Genomic DNA, 16,722 nt, shown 5'->3' on the forward strand with positions numbered 1-16,722 from the left:
CTTGGGCGGCAGAGGGGCACGTTTTTTCCGCAGGTCACAGGAGTGCGGCCGCAGCGGCGAGCGCTAGGAGCGCGATGGCGAGGAGTGTGCAGTCGATGGCGCGGCGCAGCTGTGTGAACTTGGTCAGGGCGATGCCGGACAGGACGCGGATGCGGGTGGCGCGGGTGTCGCTGCTCATGCTGGCGGGGATTTCGGTTTCGGGCAGGCGTGCCCAGTAGGGGAATGAGGCGCGGTCTGTGCACGCGAGGCGGGGCCGGACGACCAGCAGCAGAGCGACGGTGGCGCATCCGATGGACGCGACGGCGAGGGCTCCGAGTGCCCGGGTGAGGGCCGGGAGGTGGGCGTCGGTGAGGGAGGCGAGACCCGCAGAGCGCGCCGTCGAATGCGAGGAGCAGGCTGGCTTTGCCGTCGGTGCGGGAGACGGTGGATCGCCGAGGAAGAACGCCGTGAGGCAGAACGGCAGCACGGACTCGCTGCCCGGCCCCCTGATCCGGACTGGCTGATCCAGTACGGCCTCAACCGAAAGACCGTCGACTGGGTGCACACCGGCGACTGCTGGGCGGCCGAGAAGAGCGGCCGGTGCCGCCCGGCCACAAGGGCCCAGGCGCTGGAGGCGCTGCGTCAGCAGGTCCCCGCATGCGCGCACTGCCGGCCCGACACCGCGCTCGGCCTCCTCGACTGATCACCTCAGGATGAGGGCATCGCGCCTTGGCCGAAGGCGGCCACGTCAACTGGCGTTATGTCCGGGCGCAGCCGTGCGAGCCGGACCGGGTGCCGCCACGCCCCCCGCTCCTGCGCCGTGTCTACGGCGATCTCAGCGACCAGGCCCGGCTCAACCAGGAGCACATCCAGCGGCGTTCTCGATCCCCACGACGTCGTGAAGCGGACACCCTGCCAGGGATGCTCTGCTCCCGCTGGCCGCAGGCGCTTGGCAAGTTCGCGCGCGGCGTCCGGGCGCAGCGGTGTGCTCCGGCCGACCAGTCGCAGTGCGCCTGCTTCGTCGAGGGGGCCCAGCACGAGCGTCTGCGGCCGTCCCAGCGTTCCCGTGATGGCGCCGATCACTGCCTCCGTGGTGTCCCGGCGGCGCACCTTGTAGAGGGCGCGGGCACCGCGCAGATAGCGCTGCTCGGTCCCCCGGATGATGAGTCCCTCCACGCCGGGGACCTGTGTCCAGGACGTGAGCCACTCCTGAGCCGTCGCCGGGTCGTCCGTCTCCGGGCACAGCGTCCAGGGGGCGCGTAGATCGTGGTCTGTGAAGAGCTGTTCCAGGCGGGCGCGACGCTCGGCATACGGGGCGTGGAGGAGCTCGCGGCCGTCAACTTGGAGGACGTCGAACACGATCAGGTGGGCGGGCAGTTCCTCCGCAAGGCGGGGCGCGCTGCGGTGACCGGCGGCCGTGCGCCGCTGCAACGGCTCGAACGACATCCGGTCCCCCGACCACACGACCAGCTCGCCGTCGAGGATCAGGCCGTCGGGCAGGTCCATGGCCGCGCTCACGAGGTCCGGGAAGCGGCTCTGTAGGAGGCTGCCGCGGCGGGACTGCACCAGGAGCGGGCCGGGCGCCGGCCACGGGGTGAAGACGATCGCCCGGTAGCCGTCGAACTTGGGCTGGAATCGCAGCTCACCGGGCAGCGCGCCCGGCGCGGGCACCGTGTCGCGGGCCTGCGCCAGCATCGGTTCCACGGGCGGCCGAAGCACCATACGTCCGGTCTACGGGCTACCCGGTGCCCGCGCGACCTGGCACGGCCAACGGTGTCGCGGGCGTCATCATGTGATCAGCGCGCACGGCCTTGCTCGGTCACATCTCGTTGGGCGGGACATCGACGAGCTGGCCTTTCGGGGCTCCCGTAACGTTGCACGACGTTGACTCGTTGAGATGGCTGGCGCCGGATGAAGCTGCCGCGACGGTGCCTGGCCGAGAGCTCCGGCCCATGACCGGGAGACGAGTAGGCCCTAGACGCACCGCGTCATCGCAGCAGAGGAGTTGTGGCTAGCCACAGTCCGCGTGGAGTCATGGGCTCACGCACGAGGACAAGTCATGGCATTCCACGCACGTAAGAACGCCGCTCGTCGGCAGCAGGATCTAACGGGGACGAACCGTCGCGCAGCGCTGCAGGATATCCGCAACGTGCTCCCGCCCGTTCCGCAGGCCAGAAACGCAACCAGGAGCCCGGGCGGAGAAGCACACGCGGAAGTTGTACCAGCTGAACTGATCGCTCTCGTCCAAGACTTCGTTCACTGGGAGCGACGCCATCTGGATGATGCTGTAAGCGTCGCGCGCCAGCACATCGAATCGCCGACGAACTGGCACCGTCTTGTGCTCTATGCCCTCACGGACGCCCTGGCCTACAACTTTTTGCTGGTCGGCACGCTCGCTGCGTACCTGCAAGAGCAGGGGTTGGACGCGGATCTTCTACGTCGGCACCTCCAGTCCCCCGACCCCGATCGATACATCAATCAGGAAGCCCTCGACCTACTCGCAGGTCTGATGGGCAGGCCCGTCGCGGAGGGCCGGCAAGAACCTACATGGCACTTCATCGGCAGGCAGATCGCCGAGTGCGCTGCACATCAAGGCGACGAGAGGCGTCGACCGATGCAGTAGGGGGCTGTAGCCGGACGACGCGGCTACAGCCCCTCGATGGCTCGGTGCTTACCGGGTAAGCACCCGTCAGTCGATGAGCAACTCAACTAGCGCTTCGATCTGCTGCGGCGTGAGGCGCCGCTTGAGGTCTGCGGCAAGTGCCTCCATATCCTCTTCCGCCCGTGGCGCGCTGGCAGCGGTCGCGGGCTCGCCTTGACGCTTGGCAGCGGCAGCCGGTGGGGTGCTTACCGGGTAAGCACCCTTCGACTTCCTGCTGGACTCGCTCTTCTGCTGGGCCCGCTGCGCGAGTGCCTCTTCTGCGGCGCTCTGCTGCTGCTGTTCAGGCAACTGCCCGACGGTGCGGGCGATCTTGACCGGCAGTGCCTTGTCTTCCAGGGCCTGCTTGAGTTCCGGTGTGAGCTTCAGCAGCGCGAGGCGCTGGGTCACCCATCCGCTGGACTTGCCCAAAGCCCGGGCCACGGCACGTTGGGAGCCATGAACCTGGACAAGCCGTTCGAGGGCTTTTGCCTCGTCGAGCGGCTCCAGGTCTTCGTGCTGGACAGCCGCGATGAGTGCGGTCTCCAGCAAGGTGTCGGCATCGTGGGCGAGCGCGTCATCGACATGGACGGGAACCTCGTCAAGACCGGCGAGCCTCGCGCCGGCGAGGCGGCGGTTGCCGTCAACAACGACGTAGTCGGCTGATGCGAGTTCCTGTGCATGGTCGGGGTGGGCTGCCAGGAACGCTTCGCGTGTGACGACGGTGAGGGGCTGGATGATGCCCTTGCTGGTGAGACTGTCCGCCATCTCCTCTATGGCCGCGAGGGTGGCGCGGGGGTTGTACGGGTTCGGTGCCAGCCGGTCGACAGCAACCCGGAGTGAGCTGTGGGTGGCGGCTGCGGCAGCCGGGGCCGCTGTGGTCTGTCCGGCAAAGGCGGCGAAGCTCGCGGCGCGACTACTCATCGGTCGGGCAACGGCATCGAACGTGGCGGAGCCGCCGAGGGCATCGGCTTTGCTCATGTCAGCCTCCGAGCGATCTCACGCATGTGGTGGGCCTGGTCGGATTCAGGGGAGTAGGCGAGGAGTGCTCGCTGAAGCCGAACTGCTTCGCGCTGCTCTTTCAAGTCGCCGATGACCGCAAGGACGGGCGGTGTCCCCAAACTCCGCCATTTTTCGAGGGAGGAGGTAGCGATGTAGCCGCGCCGCGAGTCGTATTTGTTGACTACGAGGCCGAGCTGGTCCACGTCGATGTCGTAGTCGGTGGCGAGGGAGTGGACCTGGTTGATGAGCATGCCGTACGCCTGCGCGGAGGTGTCCTCTGCTTCGACGGGAATCACCAGGCCAGAGGCGCCGGGCTTTTCTCCCTCGCGGCGACGGCCGTAGTAGATGGCGGCATCCATGGCCAGCCCCAGGCTGGGCGGTGAGTCGATGACGATGACGTCGAAGTGCTCTTCGAGTGGGGACAGTGCTCGCTCAAGGGCAGCGTGCCGGGGCCCGCGGAACATGGTGAGGCCGGAGTCGAGCAGGAAGGCGTCGAACGCCGCGGGCAGGATCCGCAGCCGGTCACCGAAGCGGGTTTCCTCTATGGTGACGGTGAGGTCGATGAGCGGGGTGCGCGCCTGCTCCCTGTTCAGCATGTGAGTGATGAGGCTCTCGCTGCCAGCAGGGATGGCCTTCAGGCCCAACTGGTGGGAGAGGTGCCCCTGGGGGTCGTAGTCGACCATGAGGACACGGAGTCCAGCCCGTGCAACGGCTTGAGCGAAAGACGCGGTGTCGTCTGTTTTGCCGGGCAGCGCGTGGGTGTCTTCTGCAAGTGCCTGCGCGAGGCCGGCGGTGACGGCGGTCTTCCCTACGCCGCCTTTCTGGTTGCAGACGATGATGCGCCGTGTGGGTGCGGCTTCTTCGTCTGCGGGATTTTGCTCGAGCCACAGTGCCACGGACTGGGCAAGCCCTTGGATGTAGGAGACGCCGCGGGTGGCGCAGTCCCGCTTGAAGTCGTCATAGAGACCTTCGGGTAGCCATGTCCCGAATGACTCGGCTCCCGCCGTGTCGATGGCGGGGAGCGGTTCGGAGTGGGCGCGCCACGCCTGGATGCCGTCAGTGACAGCGTCTTGCACGTCGGTACTGAGCTGCGCTGCCCGGACCTTGAGGGCTTGTCGGAGGGAGGCGGGCAGCTTCGATGCGAGCTTTTCCCGCTCCCCTCCCGAAGTCGGAGACGTCATGCGCGGCAGCATACTGCCGCCGGAAGCTGGATGAACGTATGGGGAGTGGGTGATTCACTCCTTTTGACGTCAGCTCCTGCACGCCGGGGGTGCTTACCGGGTAAGCACCCCGCATGCGTATCCGGTTGCTGTCAGTCCCCAGTCATAGAGTCGACCCGACAACGAGGAGGACTTGTGGCTGACCACGGCAGCGAAGCCCGGAACTACGCGAACTTGGCCGACCAGGAACTCGCACAGGTCACGGATCCTGGTCAGCGGGCCAGTGTGTACGCCCTCTTGGCCCTGACTCACGCAGTGCTCAGCGGCGGAGAAAACGTGAGCAAGATCAGCTCCACCTTGTGGGAGATGGAAGACGTCTTCCGCGGCTGATGGTGCAGCAGACAGCACGCTGACCGGCGATGCGCTGTGATCCGCTTCGGTGGCCGATCGGACCGGGATACAGCTGGAAACGCAAGAAGGCCCGTGCGTCCCCGTCAGCACGGGGAGGCACGGGCCTTCAGTAATTGCAATCACGGCCTGTCAGGCAGACCAGGACGCAGGTTCATCCAGAGCGCCCGGTCGGTGTAGTCGGTGAAGTTGGCGAGCAGCTCGCGGCCGCCGGGGTGTTCAGGAACTAAGTCCTGCACGCGTGGATTGAGGTCGGTGGCGGGCCGAGATCAGGGACGACCGGGTCGCGGAGCCGGTCGCGGACGTCTTCGATCCGGTCGGCGACGGGCGCGACGGGGGAGCCGTCCTGGCTGGTGGGCAGGTGCAGGTAGCCGAACGAGATCAGACGGATTGGGTGCAAGGGAGCCTCCTGCTCGGGACGAGGGCGGGAACGTGTGGAGCGCCGCGCCCGTCCGGGAAGGGGCGCGGCGCTCCGCGGTGGTGCTACTGCGTGGTGGTGTCGGTGACCACGAGGAACTGGTCGGTGCGCAGGTCGACCTGGGCGTTGGTGCCCTGGGCGCGTTGGTTGGCGGCGTACTCTTCGGCCGGCCAGGAGCCGCGGGGGCCTCCGGCGGGGAACCGCTCCAGGATGGTCCGGGTGGCCTGCGTGCTGGTGGTGGCCATCAGGCGTCACCGCCGTTCACGCGCTCGTGGATGTCGATGAGGGTGGCGATGGCGTCGGGGTTGTCCGCCTCGCCGACCCACTGCCCGAGCGCGGTGAAGACGGGCACCTTCTCGCGGTCGGCGTCGAAGATGACGCAATAGTCGCCGTACCGGTCCATCACCATGTCCCGCAGGACCGGGATGAGTCCGGTGTCCAGGACCTCCAGGGCGTCGACGGTGAGCCGGGCGGGCTCGCCGGGTGCCGGCGGCTGGACCAGGGTGCCGGTGACGCGCAGCAGGTCGCCGGGCTGTATGCCGTTCAGCAGCTCGTGCGTGATCCGGGGGTCGCCGCTGGTGCAGGTGACGACCGTGTCGGTGGCGTCGTCGGCGAGAGCGTCGATGCCGGCGGGCCGGACGATCAGGTCGAAGGTGGCGGTGCCGCGCGCGCCGGGGACGGGTATCGCGTCGACCCAGCCGTCGACGGCGCAGTGCTTGGCGTCCATCAGCTGGCCTCCGCCAGGGTCTCGGTGGAGCGAGGGGAGCGGGGTCGGGTGGTGCGCTGGGCGATGTCCAGCAGCTCGCGGTTGCGCCGCTGCTGAGCGGGCGTGAGCGGGCGGGCCTTCACGCCGCCGTGGCGGTGCCAGAGCGGGGAGGCCGGCGGCTCGGGGTAGGCGAGGGCGTGGTCGACGTCGCGTTCGGTGCTGCTCATGGAGTTCCTCCACTGGAGGTCAGGCGTGGTCACCTTGGCCCTTGTCCTTCGACTTGGGCTTCGGCGTGAGGTCGGAGGCGAACCGCCCGAGGCGGGCCTCAACGGGGTTGGCGGTGATCCAGCCCTCCGCGCATGCCTTGTGCACGGGCTCGCCGGAGTGGGAGCGCATGGGCGTGGGCTGGCCGCACAGCGTGCAGGGGAGGTCCTGGCAGCGGTCGAAGTGCTGGCCATCGCGCCAGACGAGAAGCTCACCGGGAGCCGGGATCAGGCCCGGCTCGAACGGCGGCTTCTCCTTCGTGCATCCCGGGCGGGTCACGGCCGGAAGTCGGGCAGCTGCTGGAACACGCGGTCCAGCAGGTCCTCGGTCGGCTTCCAGGGCCCGAGCTGCCCGACGGCGGGGACCGGCAGCGGCAGCTCCTGGACGTCGGTGAAGACCAGGTGCCAGGTGCCGACCTGCGCCCACGGCGTGCAGGGCTCGGAGCCCTCGGGGTCCTGGTGGCAGTCGACCAGGCGTGCGATGCCGATCACGGCTCCGGTGGTCAGCTCCCGGCCGCGGATCGTGCGGGCGATCAGCGGGACGCGCAGGGCGGGCCGGTCGATCCGTTGGCTCGCGTGCAGGAGCATCCAGCCGCGCCAGCTCCAGGGCTTGGGGCGATTTTCGATGCCCTTGGCGCCGGTCAGGATGCAGGTGGCGTGCGGCTGCTGGACGCTGATTCCGCGGATCCAGTCGCCCTGCGGGAGGGTCGCGGTGCTCATGCTGCTCGCCCCCATACGGCCGTTCCCGGGCGCCCGGGGCGGCGGCCGTTGATGGACGGCAGCGTGGTGTGCGCGGGCGAGGCGACGGCGGCGCGGCCCGAGTGCTTGCCGTCGTACAGGGCCGCGTCGGCGGCCCGCTGCAGCACGGTCAGGTCGCGGGAGCCGACCGTGTTCGGGGTCGCGGCGCCGACCGAGGCGGCCACATCGACGGTGCGGCCGTCCTCGAGGACGACCGGGGTGTGCAGCATGCGGACCAGCTGCGCCAGGCGCTGCTCCAGGCGTGCGGCGGGAAGCTCCAGGACGACGGCGAACTCATCGCCTCCGAGGCGACCAATGGCGGCGCGCGGGCCCGCCCACGCGGTGAGCCGGGCGGCGGTCGCGGCCAGGACGGCGTCCCCGGCCGGGTGGCCCATCGTGTCGTTCACGGCCTTGAAGTGGTCCTGGTCGACCAGGACCACGGCCGTGTCGTCGCCGTGGCGGGCCAGGAGCCGACGGGCGCGGGCGGTGTAGGAGTCGCGGCGCAGCAGGCCGGTCAGCGGATCGCGGCGGGTCGCGGCGAGCTGCTTGTGCAGTGTGACCGCGTGGACCGCCCAGCCGGTCAATGGCACGGCGGCGGTCGTCAGTAAGAGGGTGCGCTGGCCGATCCGGCCCTGAACGCGCGGGAGGGACGACATACTTGGGTTCTCCGTCTCGTCTCGTACGGGATGGATGGGCCCGGGGCAGCCGTCACGCCGGCAAGCAGAGCGGCTGTCCCGGGGCAGAGCTACAGATCGGAGTTCACGCGCTGACCGCGTCCGCGTACTGCGCCTCCAGGTCGGCGCGCCCCTCGGGGTCGTCCTCCTGGTCGTCGTCCTCGTGCGGACCGTGGACGGTGCAGCGCACGTCCGGGTCGTTCATCAGCTCGCCGGTCAGGGCGCGCAGGAGGTCGGTCACGTTGTAGACCGGCGCCCACGCCCGGCCCTCGCATTCGTCGTCAGACAGGCAGCCCACCAGGACCTCGAAGCCGACGTCGCCCGCCCCGTCAACGTCGGTCCGCAGGGCGAGGACGATGCGGTCGGCTCCGAGCCGGATCTCCGCGACGCGGTCGCCGCCAGCGAGCTGCGAGCCGTCGCGCCAGCGCCACAGCGGCAGGATCTCGGGGCCGAAGTAGCGACGCACCAGTAGCAGTTCGCCCAGGCCCTCGCTTCCGTCCCAGCCGAGATCCGCGCGCCGGGCGTCGCTGAGTGGCTTGAGCATCGCCTCCAGGCGGTAGAGGTTCTCCGCGACGACGACGTGGTCGAACCCTTCGGCGGGCAGGCCGGGCCAGGCGTCGACCATGGCGGCGTGCTGCGCGAGGACGGCGTGCTCGGGCACGCGCCGGTTCGCGGGTCGGCCTGCCTGGCGTGCGACGCACACGGAGGCCGGGGTGGGTACGACCAGGGCGACGGTGGGCACGCCGTGGCGGCGGGCGGTGGCGATCAGGTTGGCCCTCACGGCCTGCTCGCAGTTCGTCGCGTCGACCACCGTCATCTTCCGGCGGGCGAGGCGTGCCTCGAGGACGGCCTGGAGCGCGAACACGGCGTCGTCGGTCGCCTCCTGATCCCCGGCGTCGTCACTGACCAGGGCCCTGAACCTGTCGAGCTCCAGGACCTGCGTGGCGGGCCAGGTGCGCGCCCACGTCGACTTGCCCGACCCGGCCGCGCCGATCAGGACCACGAGCGAGGGGTCGGGGATCGTCGTGTCGACGGGCAGCGCGTTGTCCAGGCGGAAGGGCTTCATGCGGATTCTCCCTGCGGGTCAAGGACACGGGTGGCGTAGTAGGTCTGGAGGCCGGCGTTGTCGGTGATCAGCGCGGCGGCCTCGTGCAGCGGGCAGGACATCCCGCCGTCGCGGTCCGACTCGATCCGTCCGGCGGCCTGCGCGGCGGTGGTGAGCAGCTGCGCGAGGGAGCCGAAGATGCCGTCCTGGCGGTGATCCTCGTGGTGGAACTCGCGCAGGATCTCCGCGAGCTCCTGGGCGTCGATCTCGCCGGTGAGGTCGTCCTCGATCTGCTGGAGAGCGAGCTTGGCGATCCCGGCCGCCGCGCGTACGCGGTCCAGGCGGGTGCGGGTCACCGGCGGGCGCCGGGGCGGGTGGTGAGCCACGTGGTGACGGCGGCGGCGCCGATGCCGATGGCCCGGTGCAGGGCCGCGTCCAGCTCCATCCACGCACTACCCGGGCCGGTGAGCTCCTTGGTGACCGCGCCTTCGTCGTCGAGGCGGACCGCCTGGCAGTGCTCGATGTAGCCGGTCTTCTTGGTCTTCTTCGCCAGCCACAGCAGTAAGGCGCCGCGGTCGATCGCGGCGTGCGTTCCGGCGTTGATGGCCGCGCCGGCGAGCAGCGCGGTCGGCGTGACCCGGTAGCCGAACGCGCGGGTGATCGCGACGGTCGCCCCGAGCTGCACCGCGGTGTACGAGGCGACGTGGCAGGCCACCGCGCGCCTGCCGAGGGTGCTGGTGGTTATGGTCGGGCGGGTGGAGTCGGAGGTGGCGGGGGAGCCGTCGGCGTGGACCAGGTCCTTGCCGTACAGCCGCTTCCGTGAGGCCGTCTTGCTGCCTTGGACCCAGTGGTCACAGGCAGGATGCAGCTCGCCGAAGGTGGCCAGCAGGGTGGCGAAGAGGGCCAGGCGCTCGGTGGTGAGGTGATGGGGCATGCTGGAGTTCTCCTGATCTCGGATCTGGGTGAGGGAGCGGGTGGCCGGCCCTTTGCCGATGCGCGGCCACCCGAGGTCCGACCCCGGCCGCACTGGCCGGGGTCGGGTCGTTCAGAACGGAGGCTCGTCCGGCCAGGCCGGGACGGGCAGGAGCCGGATGCGCAGGGTGGGCCGGTTCGCCCAGCAGCCGCATGCCTCCATCTCCGGGTTCGCGCCGTCGACCCACCAGCCGCCTTCGCCCCGGCAGTCGGGGCAGGAGCGGCGGGGCTGGGGTCGCAGTTCGATGCGGTGCCGGTCGGCGTACAGCTGCCAGTGGCCGGCCTTGAGGACGGCGGCGGCCGCGGCGACCGTGATGGTCACGGCGGCCGCGGCCAGCGCGGCGGTCCGGGCGCGCACCGTCAGGGCCGGGCGAAGGGCTGGACGGTGAAGCGGACTCCCTGCCTGGAGGGTGTCGCGGTGAGGAAGCCGGGGTTGGCCTGCGCGATGCCGCTCAACAGGTCCTTGATCGGCTGGAGGTCGACGCGCAACCCGGTGAAGTCGGACAGGCGCACCTGGTGCGGGGCGCTGCTGTAGCGACGGGCCCACACCCGGGTGCGGATCAGCTTCGCGGCTTCGGTGTCGTCGGGCCGGGCGGGCACACCGCGCGGAACGGCCCGGCAGGCCGTTGCGTGTGCGTTGGCGTCCTGGGCGGCTTCCGGCTCCGTCATCACGTTCCCGCGGGCGTTGCGGTCCGCGCGGTAGGTGCAGCCGAGGCAGGCGGCGGCGTAGCGGGAGGCGCCCGGGTCGGTGTCGGCGGTGAAGACGAGGACGGTCGCGCCCTCCAGCGCCCGGTAGCGCTGGGAGACGATCGTGCCCTCCGGGGTCCAGGTCTCGGGTGCGGGGCGGGTGAACAGAGCCACGGTGACTCTCCTTCGCGGGGAGCGTTGATCAGGCGGCCAGCCGGTGAACTACCGGGGCCGTGGACGCCATGTAGGTGTCGGGGCTGGGCTCGTATCCCTTGTCGCAGGGGTCGCAGACGCCCTGGGTGCGCAGCGGGAGACAGAAGTAGTAGCGGCGGCGGCACTGCGGGCACGTGGACCTCGCGGCCATGGCCCGGTCCAGCGCATCTTCCTGCGCCAGCGTCGGCACCCGCTTGGGTCGGGCGAAATCCAGGCTGTAGAGCCAGGCGCGGGTGGGATGGATGCACGCCTGATCGGGCCGGTAGGAGCAGCCCTTGCAGCGCAGCACCGCGACCGGGCCGTGCCCGCCGGGGCTCAGCCCGCGCTCGCGTAACTGCCTGCGGGTGACCAGGCCCTCGGGACAAGCGCGCCGGTCGAACTCCTCCAGCATCGCGTCGCTGCGCGGCACCTTCTTGATCTCGCGGCGGCGCTTCTTCCGGGGGTGGGGCATCACCTGCTCCAGGCGCCGGGGAGCTGTGCGGGGCGCTGCGGGTAGCGGGGGCCGGGGCGCTGCGGGCGGGGTCGGCCGATCCGGCAGCGCGGGCGGGGGATGAGCACGGTGTGTCCTCCAGCTGGTTGGTGGCGGGCAGTGCAGTGCTGCGCCCCGCCGGCGGACGGTTCGTCGGCGGGGCGTGGGGTGAGGCAGTCGGCCGGTCGGCCTGTCCGGTCCTCGCACGCGCAGGGCGGGCGAGGACCAGGCAGGGCGGCGGGTCAGCGCTTTTGGAGCGGGTGCACGTTGTCCGGCGTCTCTTCGACCGGTGCGGCCGGGGTGGGGACGTGGATCTCGGGGCGGATCTCGATGCCGGGGGCTGCGTTGTGGATGAACAGCGACGGGCGCAGGGTCAGGCCGCGCAGCGCGAACGCGGAGGCGGCGGTCCAGGCGAGGACGGCGAGCCCGGTGGCGATCGTGCGGCCCTCGTCGGGTGCGGCGTCCCAGACCATGGCGATGCTGGCCGCGCCCCACGCCGTCCAGGTGAGGCGGGCGCCGCTGCTGCGGAAGAACCCGCCGACCAGGCCGGAGATGCCGACCAGTTGCCAGACGGTGTAGACGGTGGAGGCGCTGATCGGCAGCGCGGCGGAGTGGGCCGCGATGTAGGTGCGGATCGGCTGGTCGACCACGGCGAAGATGCCGTTGGAGGTGTCGGCGCCGACCTGGACGCGCGGCACGGCGGTCAGCAGGCGGTGCAGCGTGTCGGCCAGGGCATCGGTCGCGCCGTGCAACAGGATGAGGACCGCGCACATCCCGGCGAGTCCGAGCGCCGCCTTCACCCAGTTCGCCATGCCGTGCCAGCCGAGTTCGGGGGCGCGGCGCAGGTCCTCCCAGCGGTCGTGCAGGAAGCCGCCGTCGTCCCAGGCGTCGTCCCACCACTCGCGCAGGCCGGCCAGCCGCGGCTCCTTGTGTCCGGGGAGATCTTCGAGCGAGGGAGCGGGCGGCGTCTCGGGGAGGCCGGGGGCCTGGCCGTGGTCGGCGACCAGGGACTCCTGGCGTTGGCCGGGGATGTTCGGGGTGCGGTCGTTGTGGTCAGCCACGGTCGGCTTCTCCTTCGGAGGCGGTGACGCTGCGTACGGGATGGGAATGGCTCTGTTGCCGGGCCTGGTGATGCGACAGGCTGGGGCGAGGCCAGGGAGCAGCAAGGGGGGCGCGATGGCAGTCGAGTTCGACTCGGTGATCGCCGATGGGGTGATCTATCCGGCGTTCACGGACGACGACGGCGTGCTGTGGATCGACGACGAAGATGACTTCGAGGTGGTCGTCGACCACGCGGTCGTCGACGGCGTGATCTACGAGGCGGAGGTCGATGAGTACGGCCGCCTGCTGATCTACCTGGACGACGACTGATCGTGCGGGCTGCCCGGGGCGGCCTGCGCCGCACTCGACTCCCGGCCACACGGGCGGGGTTCGAGTACGACGCAGGATGTCCGGCTCAGTTGTGGATGTCGTTGCAGGTGCGGGCGAAGAACATGCCGCGCGTGGTGCTGTGGTTGTTGATCTCGGTCTTCTGGGTGACCGGGCCCTCGTAGATGTTCTTGGTGACGGCGGAGCGGGCGCGGCTGATCGCGCCGCCGATCGCGGTGGCGGCCATGGCGAGGCCGGCGAACGGCAGGGTGACCATCAAGACGCTGTTCAGCGTGACCGAGGCGAGGCCCTGCAGCACCAGCCAGGCACCGCAGCCGATGCCGGTGACCCCGGCGCCGACGCCGATGGAGGCCACCGCGATCCCGGCCGCCCAGGCGGGCACGATCCGGTGGTCCTCCTGCTTCACGGGCGGGGTGTCGCCGTAGGCGGGGATGGGGGAGTCGTCACGGAACGACGTCGGGAAGTGCCGGACCGGCTGGTCGGGCCGGAACTCGGTCTCGATGATCCGCTTGGCTTCGGCGGCGGCCTCGGAGTCGGACATCGGGCGGCCAGAGGTGTGGAAGTCCATCGTGGTGTTCTCCGTTCGGGTACGGCCGCGCCCTCCCTGCCGTGGCGGCGGGGAGGGCGCGAAGGGCGGCGAGGGCGGGGCGGGTTACTGCCGTCGGGCGGCGGCCTCGAGTTCGGTGAGCGTCGCGTACTGGCGAAGGTGCAGGGCGGCCAGCGGGCCGGTCTCCGGCTCGGGCTGCTCCTGGACGCCGTTCTTGCGTCCGGCGAGCAGCAGCTCGTTCACCAGGCGGCGGGCCTCGAGGTCGGCGGCGAGGACGGTGGTGGCTTCGTCGATGACGACCAGGGGGCGATCCATGGCGGGCTCCGATCGGTTCGTGGGGCGGGTCATCCGAGGCGCTGATCCATCCGGCGACGCTGCTGATCGCGCTGGTGATGGCGGGCGCGACACCGGTGGAGGCGAGGGTGAAGCCGAACAGGGCGGCGGCGAGGGCGGGCCACAGGCGCAGATAGCCGGTGCGCAGCAGGACCACGACCAGGATTCCGGCGAAGACGACCAGGGAGACGGTCAGCGCCACAGCGAAGAACTCCTTCGGGAAGGCCGGCCGGGCCGGGGCGCGGGGCCCGGCCCGGCCGGAAGAGGGGGAGAGGGGGTCAGCTCCTGATCGCGGTCAGGGTGTTGCGGACGCTGCCGAGCTTGACCTCGCGGCCGCCGTCGTCGTTGACCAGCTCCAGAATCTGGAGCGCGTCCAGCGGGTCGTCGTGCGCGTCCAGGACGGTCTGGATGCGCTCGCGCAGCGTGCGGGCGCGGGGCTTGGCCGTGGCGGCCGGGACCGGGGAGGCGGCCTTCTTGGCTCCGCCGCCCTTCTTCTTGCCCCCGCCGCCTTCGCCGTCCTCGTCTTCCTCGGGCTCGGGGAAGACAGCCCGGTACGCCTCCATGCCGTCCAGGCGCTGGCAGTAGGCGTCACCGATGAGGTCCCAGGCGTCCTGCTCGATCTCGGGCGGGGCGCCGGGCCCGTAGAGGTCCAGCACCATCGGGTCCAGTTCCTCGGTGGGCATGTCGGAGCCGATGTTCCAAAACCGCATCTTGGACGTCGGGTAGCGGCCGTTGACGTTGTACGCGGTGCCCTGGGTGCCGGGCTGGTCGCTGTCGTCGTGCTCCTCGTCGAACTGCGAGATGAGGTCGACTTCGCCCGCGTACTTCGGGATCGGCGCGAGGACCTGCCCGGCGGGCAGCAGGCCGTCGGTCACCAGCTGCTTCATCATCGAGCTGGTCCAGCGGAGCAGGACGACTTCGCCCTCCTTCAACATCGCGCGCAGCGTGTCGCTGCCACCCATTTCCTCGAGGTGGCCGGCCTGCGCGAACAGGCCGATGCCGACCCCGAGGGAACGGCCGGTGCGGCCGATGTCCTTGATGTAGAAGGTGGCTTCGTCCCGGTAGGGCGCGCCCTTCTCCAGGAGGCGGTTGGCCTCGTCCACGATCTGGTAGATCAGCGGGTCGGGCCTGTCGCGCAGGAACTTGGAGCGTCCCAGGCGGGCGTAGCGCTCCTGGCGGTCCATCATGGTCAGCCACGTCGTGCGCAGCTGCGCCATCGTGCCTTCCTGCGTGGTGACCCGCCAGGCGACGTTGCCGTCCGCGCCGGGCCCGGTCTGCCCGTACGCCTCGGGGGCGGACTGGCCGCCCTTGAGGTCGGCGTACAGCACGGCGATCCCGGAACGCTTCATCGCGGCGAGGACGATCTGCCCGGCCGTGGACTTGCCCGCGCCGGTCGTGCCGAACAGCAGCAGACGCTGCGCGGAGCCGGAGGCCGGGTCGTACAGGCGCAGCAGGGAGGGCCGGCCGTTGTGGTAGCGGCCGATCCAGATGCGCCCTCGTTCGTCCATGACCAGCATCTGCGGGTCGGCGAGGATGACGCGGGCGAGGGGGTCGTGCGGGTAGATGGTGACCAGGGCCTTGTCGCCCATGACGCTGGTCTCCACCGCGAGCCGGTTGACGTCCTTGATGCGCAGGGCGTTGGCGAGCTTCATCGGGTGGAATGTGATGATGTCGCCGGCCTCTACCGCTTCCACGGTCAGCTCGTAGATCTTGCTCATGCGGGGAGCTCCTTGGTCTCCTCGTCGGGGATGTCGACGGTGCGGATCGCGGTGATGACGGTGGAGGGCATGCCCTTGGGGGCGATGAGCTTCTCCCAGGCCGTGTAGATGTCCAGGGCCTCTTCGGGGGCTTGGCCGACGGTCAGCCGTCGCACCCCGGCGCCCTGGCGGGGCACGGGGGTGATGGCGATGTCGTCCTCGGGCCAGTTGATGGCCGCGGACAGCTCCAGCAGGTCGATCTTCGGCACCGGCTTGCCGGGGAGGGTGGAGCGGATGACGGCGGTCATCGACTCCTCACCGGTGCGTTCGATCTGCTCCAGCACGGTGTTCGGGGCGGCACCGCCCTCGATGGCGACGTGCTGCGTCCAGTAGGCGGACATCGGGTGCTGCGGGCCGGCCTGGTCGGTGTCGGCGGCCAGGAGCACCTGGGTCTGCTCGATCGCTTCCGGGGTCAGCGACTTCTCGCGGCCGACCAGGACGCGGGCCATGCGGGCCGGGCGCACGTACAGCATCACGGCGGTCCAGCCCGCGTCGGCGAGCAGCTGCCAGTACCAGTCGATGCCGGGCACGATGCGCTGCGCGGTGAGCAGCGCGGCCATGGACACCGACGGGGACAGGTACAGGCCCATGGCGGTGTTGCCCGCCGCGTTGCGCGGCAGGGTCAGCGACCACAGGGCGCCCCACCCGACGCAGCCGAGGGCGGCCAGCACGGAGGGGCCGTAGAAGTCGTGGGTGAAGGTTCCGGTGGCGAGCGCGCCGGTGCCGGCCACGGTGGCAACGCGGCCGAAGGCGTTGCGGGCCAGGGCGAAGCGGCCGCGCAGGGGTCCGAGGCGGATCATCGGTGGGCTCTCCTTCGAGGCATCAGGAAGGGCGGCGAACCCGCAGTGGGTTCGCCGCCCTTCGTGGTGAGAGGGGGTGAGGGTGGATCAGCGGTTGCTGTAGAAGGTGCGGTCGGCCATCTCGATGCCGTCGGGCATGTTGTTGGCGGCGTCCGCGACCGCGCCGTAGTCGGCGATGTGCGCGTCGGCGGTCTCGTGGAACAGCGAGGACATCTCCTCGCACTCCACCGCCATGGCCTCCGCCTCTTCCTTGCAGGACCGCATCACGGTCGCCGCCTCGCGGTGCTCGTTGACGGTGGACTGGTCGACGGCCTTGGCCGCGGCGAGGTCGGCGAGCTTGTCGACCGAGTCCGCGCAGTCCTCCACGTACTTGAATGTGGAGCGGACCTGATTGGACAGGCCCGCCATGGTGGCGCTGGCGGCGGTCAGCTGGGCGACGACGATGCCGAAGCGGACCGCGCCGACGATGACGGAGCCGGTCTTCTGGAGGGCTCCGCCGATGACGGGAACGAGGTCAGACACGG

The 16,722-nt window shown here is 70.5% G+C and carries 27 protein-coding genes; 4 read left to right on the forward strand and 23 right to left on the reverse strand.

Annotation, left to right across the window (positions count from 1 at the left end):
* Positions 1-34: 34 nt before the first annotated feature.
* On the reverse strand, positions 35-466 hold the full coding sequence (locus ACZ6CZ_RS30645) for a Pycsar system effector family protein (RefSeq protein WP_469027570.1): 432 nt from the start codon (positions 464-466) through the stop codon (positions 35-37).
* Between ACZ6CZ_RS30645 and ACZ6CZ_RS30650 the strand changes: the two genes are divergently transcribed.
* Entirely contained in the window at positions 383-682 is a 300-nt protein-coding gene (locus ACZ6CZ_RS30650; protein ID WP_469027573.1) for a DUF6233 domain-containing protein, read from the forward strand. The two genes, ACZ6CZ_RS30645 and ACZ6CZ_RS30650, sit on opposite strands and share 84 nt — an antisense overlap.
* A gap of 5 nt (positions 683-687) precedes the next feature.
* On the opposite strand, the gene ACZ6CZ_RS30655 is transcribed toward ACZ6CZ_RS30650, so the two are convergent.
* On the reverse strand, positions 688-1,674 hold the full coding sequence (locus ACZ6CZ_RS30655; protein WP_469027775.1) for an ATP-dependent DNA ligase: 987 nt from the start codon (positions 1,672-1,674) through the stop codon (positions 688-690).
* Positions 1,675-2,038: 364 nt separating this feature from the next.
* On the opposite strand from ACZ6CZ_RS30655, the gene ACZ6CZ_RS30660 reads away from it, so the two are divergent.
* On the forward strand, positions 2,039-2,602 hold the full coding sequence (locus ACZ6CZ_RS30660) for a hypothetical protein (protein ID WP_469027574.1): 564 nt from the start codon (positions 2,039-2,041) through the stop codon (positions 2,600-2,602).
* Positions 2,603-2,668: 66 nt separating this feature from the next.
* Here the strand turns inward: ACZ6CZ_RS30660 and ACZ6CZ_RS30665 are convergent, their stop codons facing one another.
* Positions 2,669-3,598: a ParB/RepB/Spo0J family partition protein gene (locus ACZ6CZ_RS30665; protein ID WP_469027576.1), complete on the reverse strand. Its 930-nt coding sequence runs from the start codon at positions 3,596-3,598 to the stop codon at positions 2,669-2,671.
* On the reverse strand, positions 3,595-4,800 hold the full coding sequence (locus tag ACZ6CZ_RS30670) for a ParA family protein (protein WP_469027579.1): 1,206 nt from the start codon (positions 4,798-4,800) through the stop codon (positions 3,595-3,597). The genes ACZ6CZ_RS30665 and ACZ6CZ_RS30670 overlap by 4 nt, the downstream gene beginning before the upstream one ends.
* A 174-nt stretch (positions 4,801-4,974) precedes the next feature.
* On the opposite strand from ACZ6CZ_RS30670, the gene ACZ6CZ_RS30675 reads away from it, so the two are divergent.
* A complete protein-coding gene (locus tag ACZ6CZ_RS30675) occupies positions 4,975-5,169 on the forward strand; it encodes a hypothetical protein (RefSeq protein WP_469027581.1) in 195 nt (64 codons plus the stop codon).
* Between the two features lie 244 nt (positions 5,170-5,413).
* On the opposite strand, the gene ACZ6CZ_RS30680 is transcribed toward ACZ6CZ_RS30675, so the two are convergent.
* From ACZ6CZ_RS30680 to ACZ6CZ_RS30745, 14 genes are all read right to left on the reverse strand, one after another.
* A complete protein-coding gene (locus ACZ6CZ_RS30680; protein ID WP_469027584.1) occupies positions 5,414-5,587 on the reverse strand; it encodes a hypothetical protein in 174 nt (57 codons plus the stop codon).
* Between the two features lie 83 nt (positions 5,588-5,670).
* Positions 5,671-5,850 (reverse strand): hypothetical protein, encoded by a 180-nt coding sequence (locus ACZ6CZ_RS30685; RefSeq protein WP_469027586.1) that lies wholly within the window; start codon positions 5,848-5,850, stop codon positions 5,671-5,673.
* Entirely contained in the window at positions 5,850-6,332 is a 483-nt protein-coding gene (locus ACZ6CZ_RS30690; protein WP_469027589.1) for a hypothetical protein, read from the reverse strand. Before ACZ6CZ_RS30690 ends, ACZ6CZ_RS30685 begins: the two co-directional genes overlap by 1 nt.
* The gene (locus ACZ6CZ_RS30695; protein ID WP_469027591.1) at positions 6,332-6,538 is read right to left on the reverse strand and encodes a hypothetical protein; all 207 of its coding nucleotides are present in this window, start codon (positions 6,536-6,538) and stop codon (positions 6,332-6,334) included. The genes ACZ6CZ_RS30690 and ACZ6CZ_RS30695 overlap by 1 nt, the downstream gene beginning before the upstream one ends.
* Positions 6,539-6,557: 19 nt before the next feature.
* Positions 6,558-6,854, reverse strand: a complete 297-nt coding sequence (locus ACZ6CZ_RS30700) for a hypothetical protein (protein ID WP_469027594.1) — start codon at positions 6,852-6,854, stop codon at positions 6,558-6,560.
* On the reverse strand, positions 6,851-7,294 hold the full coding sequence (locus ACZ6CZ_RS30705; RefSeq protein WP_469027597.1) for an ASCH domain-containing protein: 444 nt from the start codon (positions 7,292-7,294) through the stop codon (positions 6,851-6,853). The genes ACZ6CZ_RS30700 and ACZ6CZ_RS30705 overlap by 4 nt, the downstream gene beginning before the upstream one ends.
* Positions 7,291-7,968, reverse strand: coding sequence for a GGDEF domain-containing protein (locus ACZ6CZ_RS30710; protein WP_469027600.1), 678 nt, complete (start codon positions 7,966-7,968; stop codon positions 7,291-7,293). The genes ACZ6CZ_RS30705 and ACZ6CZ_RS30710 overlap by 4 nt, the downstream gene beginning before the upstream one ends.
* Positions 7,969-8,071: 103 nt before the next feature.
* Complete coding sequence (locus ACZ6CZ_RS30715) at positions 8,072-9,052, reverse strand: AAA family ATPase (protein ID WP_469027602.1); 981 nt, start codon at positions 9,050-9,052, stop codon at positions 8,072-8,074.
* Positions 9,049-9,387 carry a hypothetical protein gene (locus tag ACZ6CZ_RS30720; protein WP_469027605.1) on the reverse strand — a complete coding sequence of 113 codons (339 nt, stop codon included), beginning with the start codon at positions 9,385-9,387 and terminating at the stop codon, positions 9,049-9,051. Before ACZ6CZ_RS30720 ends, ACZ6CZ_RS30715 begins: the two co-directional genes overlap by 4 nt.
* A complete protein-coding gene (locus ACZ6CZ_RS30725; protein WP_469027608.1) occupies positions 9,384-9,965 on the reverse strand; it encodes a hypothetical protein in 582 nt (193 codons plus the stop codon). The genes ACZ6CZ_RS30720 and ACZ6CZ_RS30725 overlap by 4 nt, the downstream gene beginning before the upstream one ends.
* Before the next feature lie 111 nt (positions 9,966-10,076).
* Complete coding sequence (locus ACZ6CZ_RS30730) at positions 10,077-10,361, reverse strand: hypothetical protein (protein ID WP_469027611.1); 285 nt, start codon at positions 10,359-10,361, stop codon at positions 10,077-10,079.
* Between the two features lie 2 nt (positions 10,362-10,363).
* Complete coding sequence (locus ACZ6CZ_RS30735; RefSeq protein ID WP_469027614.1) at positions 10,364-10,864, reverse strand: hypothetical protein; 501 nt, start codon at positions 10,862-10,864, stop codon at positions 10,364-10,366.
* 28 nt (positions 10,865-10,892) lie between these two features.
* Complete coding sequence (locus tag ACZ6CZ_RS30740) at positions 10,893-11,354, reverse strand: RRQRL motif-containing zinc-binding protein (RefSeq protein ID WP_469027617.1); 462 nt, start codon at positions 11,352-11,354, stop codon at positions 10,893-10,895.
* A gap of 260 nt (positions 11,355-11,614) precedes the next feature.
* A complete protein-coding gene (locus ACZ6CZ_RS30745; RefSeq protein WP_469027620.1) occupies positions 11,615-12,433 on the reverse strand; it encodes a hypothetical protein in 819 nt (272 codons plus the stop codon).
* A 115-nt stretch (positions 12,434-12,548) separates the two neighbouring features.
* Between ACZ6CZ_RS30745 and ACZ6CZ_RS30750 the strand changes: the two genes are divergently transcribed.
* Positions 12,549-12,743, forward strand: a complete 195-nt coding sequence (locus ACZ6CZ_RS30750; RefSeq protein WP_355399424.1) for a hypothetical protein — start codon at positions 12,549-12,551, stop codon at positions 12,741-12,743.
* A gap of 85 nt (positions 12,744-12,828) precedes the next feature.
* Here ACZ6CZ_RS30750 and ACZ6CZ_RS30755 read toward each other — a convergent pair whose 3' ends face one another.
* From ACZ6CZ_RS30755 to ACZ6CZ_RS30775, 5 genes are all read right to left on the reverse strand, one after another.
* The gene (locus tag ACZ6CZ_RS30755) at positions 12,829-13,329 is read right to left on the reverse strand and encodes a hypothetical protein (protein WP_469027623.1); all 501 of its coding nucleotides are present in this window, start codon (positions 13,327-13,329) and stop codon (positions 12,829-12,831) included.
* A gap of 84 nt (positions 13,330-13,413) precedes the next feature.
* Positions 13,414-13,623, reverse strand: coding sequence for a hypothetical protein (locus ACZ6CZ_RS30760; protein WP_469027626.1), 210 nt, complete (start codon positions 13,621-13,623; stop codon positions 13,414-13,416).
* Positions 13,624-13,919: 296 nt separating this feature from the next.
* Positions 13,920-15,359, reverse strand: a complete 1,440-nt coding sequence (locus ACZ6CZ_RS30765) for a DNA/RNA helicase domain-containing protein (protein WP_469027628.1) — start codon at positions 15,357-15,359, stop codon at positions 13,920-13,922.
* On the reverse strand, positions 15,356-16,198 hold the full coding sequence (locus tag ACZ6CZ_RS30770; protein ID WP_469027631.1) for a hypothetical protein: 843 nt from the start codon (positions 16,196-16,198) through the stop codon (positions 15,356-15,358). The genes ACZ6CZ_RS30765 and ACZ6CZ_RS30770 overlap by 4 nt, the downstream gene beginning before the upstream one ends.
* Before the next feature lie 87 nt (positions 16,199-16,285).
* A complete protein-coding gene (locus tag ACZ6CZ_RS30775) occupies positions 16,286-16,720 on the reverse strand; it encodes a hypothetical protein (RefSeq protein ID WP_467404897.1) in 435 nt (144 codons plus the stop codon).
* Positions 16,721-16,722 lie beyond the last annotated feature (2 nt).

This window comes from Streptomyces sp. NPDC041135 (assembly GCF_055592085.1).